Source organism: Gryllotalpicola sp. CP2-P1, assembly GCF_057512245.1.
Genome location: NZ_JBLRDT010000167.1, coordinates 1 through 5333, shown reverse-complemented (window position 1 = coordinate 5333; position 5333 = coordinate 1). Strand labels below are relative to the sequence as shown.

The window sequence follows — 5333 nt, the reverse complement described above, 5'->3', positions numbered from 1 at the left end:
AAGAGCTCGGCTCGGGCGCCGACAGCCCGCTGGCCGGCCTGGCGATCGACCGCACCGGCTCGGTGCCCGTCGTGCCGCAGGCGAACGGCAAGCGCACCCACGCGACGGTGTTCAACGCGTCGAAGCTCGTCATCACGGGCGGCCCGCGCGCCGGCGTCGAGTACGAACTGACCGCCGAGCCGCTGACGATCGGCCGCTCGAGCGAGTCGGGCCTCGTGATCCGCGACGACTACACGAGCACGCACCACGCGCGGCTCATGCTGTGGAACAACGAGTGGATGCTGCAGGACCTCGACTCGACCAACGGCACCTTCCTCGACGGCGAGCGCGTGACCGCGCCGACCCAGGTTCCCCTCGACACGCCGATCAAGGTCGGCATGACGACCTTCGAGTTGCGGCGGTGACGCTGGTGGCGTCCAACACCCGCGGCGCCGCGGTCAGCAATGTCGGCCGGGTGCGCAGCAACAACCAGGACTCCGGCTATGCGGGCCACGACCTCTTCCTGGTGGCCGACGGCATGGGCGGCCACGCCGGCGGCGATGTCGCCAGCGCGATCGCGACGAACCACATCAAGAAGGTCGACCGCGAGTACGACGACCCCGAGGTCGCCCGCGAGGCGCTGAAGGCGGCACTGCTCGAGGCGAACGCGGCGCTGGCCGACACCGTCTACGACCACCCCGAGCTGACCGGCATGGGCACGACCGTCAGCGCGTTCATCCGCGTCGGCGACTACGTCGCGCTCGCGCACATCGGCGACAGCCGCATCTACCTGTGGCGCGACGGCGAGCTCACGCAGATCTCGACCGACCACACCTTCGTGCAGCGGCTGGTCGACACCGGCCGCATCACGGTCGAAGAGGCCGCGGTGCACCCGCGCCGCAGCGTGCTCATGCGCGTGCTCGGCGACGTCGACGCGAACCCCGACGTGGATTCCTGGATTCTCGAGACGAAGCCGGGCGATCGGTGGATGCTGTGCAGCGACGGCCTCTCGGGGGTGGTCAAGCCCGAGCTGATGGCGCGCATGCTCGCGAGCCCGGCGTCGCCCAAGACCGTGGCCGACCGTCTGCTCAAGGCGAGCCTCGACGCCGGCGCTCCCGACAACGTCACCGTCATCGTGGTCGACATCGACCGCGGCGATCAGCCGCACGAGCCGGTCACGGTCGGCTCGGCGGCCGCGCCGATCTCCCACGTGGCCGAGTCCACGCGGCCGCGCGCCGCCCGCCTGCCGCTGCCTGCCCTGCTGCTGCACCCGACGCGCCCGGTGCAGGTGCCCACCCACTTCGAGCCGCAGACCGAGGACTATCTCGGCGAGCTCATCGAAGAGGACGAGCGGCGCCACCGCCGCCGCCGCGCGTTCTGGATCAGCTTCGCGCTCATCGCCGCGGCCGTGCTCGCCCTCATCGGCGTGCTCGGCTACCGCTGGACCCAGACGCACTTCTACGTCGGCATCGCCCCCGACGGGAACGTCGCGATCTTCCGCGGCGTGCAGCAGTCCGTCGGCCCCTGGCACCTCTCGCATGTCTACCGCGAGACGCAGCTGGCCGCCGACGACCTCACCGATTTCGAGCAGCAGCAGCTGCGCCAGACCACCAACCCGAGCAGCCTCGAGCAGGCGCAGCGCATCGTGGAGCAGTTGAGCCATGGCGGCTGAGTCGAACGCGCGCAGCGAAGCGAGAACCGGCATCGTCACGGCGATGACGAGCGTCGTGCCGCGCATCCGGATGCCGCGTCGGCTGCGCAATCTCGAGCTGTGGCTCCTCATCTTCGCGTTCGGCATCGTCGTCGCCGCCGAGGTCCTCGTGCAACTCGGCGCGAACGGCCGCATCGACGGCTCCCTCGCGTTCTTCGGCGTCGCGCTCGGCATCCTGGTCTTCGGCGTGCACATCGCGCTGCGCCTGACAGCGCCCGGTGCCGACCCGTTCATCCTGCCCATCGCGACGCTGCTGAACGGCCTCGGCATCGCGATGATCTACCGCCTCGACATCCACGAGGGCACGAGCGGCTGGGCCGCGGCATCCGTTCGCCAGATCGTGTGGGCCGCGTTCGCCATCGTGTGCGCGATCCTCGTGCTCGTCTTCGTGCGCAACCACCGCTCGCTGCAGCGGTACACGTACCTCAGCGGGCTCATCTCGATCGTGCTCGTGTTCATTCCGCTGCTGCCGGTGATCGGCACGGCGAACGAGAGCGCGAAGGTGTGGATCCAGATCGGTCCCCTCAACTTCCAGCCGGGTGAGATCGCGAAGATCACGCTCGCGATCTTCTTCGCCGGCTACCTCGTGCAGCGCCGTGACTCGCTCGCCGCCGTCGGCACGCGCATCCTCGGTGTCACGTTCCCGCGCGTGCGCGACCTCGGGCCGATCGCGGTGCTGTGGGTGCTCACGCTGCTCGTCATCCTGTTCGAGCGCGACCTCGGCACCGGTCTGCTCTACTTCGGGCTGTTCGTGGCGATGATCTACGTCGCGACGGGGCGCACGAGCTGGGCGCTGCTCGGCGTCGTCGCCCTGGTCGGCGGCGCGTGGGCGGTCAACGGGCTCTCGAGCGTGATCCCCAAGCTCGGCTATGTGCACGGCCGCTTCGAGAACTGGCTGCACCCGTTCGCGAACGCGCAGTTCGGCTCGACGGGCGGCAGCTATCAGCTCGTGCAGGGTCTGTTCGGGCTCGCCCACGGCGGCCTCATCGGCTCCGGTCTCGGCCAGGGGCAGCCCTACGTGACGCCCGTCGCCGACAGCGACTACATCTTCGCGAGCCTCGGCGAAGAGCTCGGCCTCATCGGCGTCTTCGCACTGCTGTGCCTCTACATGCTGTTCGTCGCCCGCGCGTTCCGCATCGGCTTCGCCAGCGAGGACGACTTCGGCAAGCTGCTCGCCATCGGCCTCGGCTTCGTCGTGGCCCTGCAGACCTTCGTGGTGATCGGCGGCATCACCCGGGTCATCCCGGTCACGGGCCTGACCGCTCCGTTCCTCGCGGCCGGCGGATCGTCGCTCGTCGCCAACTGGATCATCGTCGCGCTGCTGCTGCGCCTGTCGGACACCGTCCGCAATCAACCGAGGGCGGTGTCGTAAGTGAATCGTGAACTGAAGCGACTGAGCCTCGTCGTGCTCCTGATGTTCCTCGCCCTGTTCGTGGCATCCAGCACGATCCAGGTGGGCTACGCCGACCAGCTGAACGCCGACAGCCGCAACACGCGCGCCGTGAACGACAGCTACAACGTGCAGCGCGGAGCGATCATCGTGGGCGGCAAGCCGATCGCCCAGTCCGTGCGCAGCGACGACCGCTACCAGTGGCAGCGGCAGTACAGCGACGGGCCGCTGTACTCGGCCGTCACCGGCTACCTCGCCGTCAACGGCTCGGCGACGGGCATCGAGGGCGCCATGAACCAGCAGCTCTCGGGCACCTCGAACGCCGACTTCTTCCAGCGGGTGAAGAACATCATCACGGGCAAGCACCCGCAGGGGAACTCCGTCGAGCTCACGATCGACCCCGTCGCGCAGAAGGCGGCCTACGAGGCGCTCGGCGACAAGCGCGGCGCCGTGGTCGTCGAAGAGGTCGGAACCGGCAAGATCCTCGCGATGGTCTCGAAGCCCGACTTCGACCCGAACAAGCTCGCGACGCACGACAGCGCCGCCTACACGCAGACCTACGACGCGTTGCAGGATGCCGATGGCGAGCCTCTCGTCAACAAGGCGATCACCGACCTCAACCCGCCCGGCTCCACGTTCAAGCCGGTCGTGAGCACCGCCGCCTTCGAGACGGGCCGCTTCACCCCGAGCTCGCAGCTGCCGAACCCCTCGGCCCTGCAGCTGCCGGGCAGCTCGACCGTCATCCACAACGACACGGGCGCCAAGTGCCAGGGCGACACCGGGGGCAATGTCTCGATCCAGAACGCGCAGGTCTGGAGCTGCAACATCCCGTTCGCCGAGCTGGGCGCGAAGCTCGGCAGCAGCACCATCAAGAGCCAGGCTGAGGCGTTCGGCTTCAACCACCAGTTCTCGATCCCCATGCGCGTCTCTGTGAGCAAGTACCCGGGCTATGACGACCAGGCCGAGCTGATGCAGAGCGCCTTCGGCCAGCAGAGCGACACGGCGACGGCGCTGCAGATCTGCATGGATTCCGCGGCGATCGCCAACGACGGGGTCGTCATGGAGCCGAACCTCGTCCAGTCGGTCATCACCCCCGACCTCGATCGCCAGCAGGAGTTCGACCCGCAGCAGTTCGGCCGGGCCATGAGCGCCGACACCGCGAAGACCGTTACCGGGATGATGGTCAAGGGCGTCGATCAGGGCACCGGAACCAATGCGAAGATTAGTGGGGTCAGTGTGGCGGGGAAGACCGGAACCGCTCAGAACGGCGATGACAAGCCGTACACGCTCTGGTTCACAGGGTTCGCCCCGGCTGACGATCCGAAGTTCGCTGTCTCGGTTGTCGTGGAAGACGGCGGAGGACTGGGGCAGAGCGGCAGTGGCAATTCCGTCGCGGCTCCGATCGCGCGACAGGTACTTGAGGCGGTGCTGAACAAATGAGACCTTCCGCGGGGCTCACCTTCGGTGGGCGATACCAGCTGCAGTCGCGAATCGCGATCGGCGGCATGGGCGAGGTCTGGCAGGCGACCGACCAGGTCATCGGCCGCACCGTCGCGATCAAGATCCTGAAGGACGAGTACCTGGGCGACCCGGCCTTCCTCGAGCGCTTCCGCACCGAGGCACGGCACGCCGCCCTGGTGAACCACGAGGGCATCGCCAATGTCTTCGACTACGGCGAGGAGGACGGCAGCGCCTTCCTCGTGATGGAGCTCGTCCCCGGCGAGGCGCTCTCGTCGATCCTCGAGCGCGAGGGGCAGCTCTCCGCCGACAAGACGCTCGACATCGTCGCCCAGACCGCCTCCGCCCTGCAGGCCGCCCACGCGGCCGGGCTCGTGCACCGCGACATCAAGCCGGGCAACCTGCTGATCACCCCAGAGGGCCGCGTCAAGATCACCGACTTCGGCATCGCCCGCGTCGCCGACCAGGTCCCCCTGACGGCCACGGGCCAGGTCATGGGCACCGTGCAGTACCTCTCCCCCGAGCAGGCGAGCGGCCACCCGGCATCCCCCGCCACCGACATCTACTCGCTCGGCATCGTCGCCTACGAGTGCGTCGCCGGCCGCCGGCCGTTCACGGGCGAGTCGCAGGTCGCGATCGCGATGGCGCAGATCAACGAGGCGCCGCCCGAGCTGCCGACCACGGTCCCCGAGCCCGTGCGCAACCTCATCATGGCGTCGATCGCCAAGAACCCGAGCGACCGCCCGGCCTCGGCCGCGCACCTCGCGCGGGCTGCGCAGTCGCTGCGCCGGGGGG

At 68.9% G+C, this 5333-nt stretch carries 5 protein-coding genes; all 5 read left to right on the top strand.

Annotated features, from left to right (window positions below; genetic code table 11):
* Positions 1–404 (top strand): FHA domain-containing protein FhaB/FipA (locus ACM2XV_RS11765; protein ID WP_487027051.1); only part of this gene is annotated, 404 nt, incomplete at its 5' end.
* Between the two features lie 5 nt (positions 405–409).
* Complete coding sequence (locus ACM2XV_RS11760; RefSeq protein ID WP_487027052.1) at positions 410–1651, top strand: PP2C family protein-serine/threonine phosphatase; 1242 nt, start codon at positions 410–412, stop codon at positions 1649–1651.
* A complete protein-coding gene (locus tag ACM2XV_RS11755) occupies positions 1641–3062 on the top strand; it encodes an FtsW/RodA/SpoVE family cell cycle protein (protein ID WP_425553410.1) in 1422 nt (473 codons plus the stop codon). The genes ACM2XV_RS11760 and ACM2XV_RS11755 overlap by 11 nt, the downstream gene beginning before the upstream one ends.
* Positions 3063–4520 carry a peptidoglycan D,D-transpeptidase FtsI family protein gene (locus ACM2XV_RS11750; RefSeq protein ID WP_344775844.1) on the top strand — a complete coding sequence of 486 codons (1458 nt, stop codon included), beginning with the start codon at positions 3063–3065 and terminating at the stop codon, positions 4518–4520.
* Positions 4517–5333: serine/threonine-protein kinase (locus tag ACM2XV_RS11745; RefSeq protein ID WP_487027050.1), on the top strand; the 817-nt coding region annotated here is incomplete at its 3' end. The genes ACM2XV_RS11750 and ACM2XV_RS11745, both read left to right, overlap by 4 nt.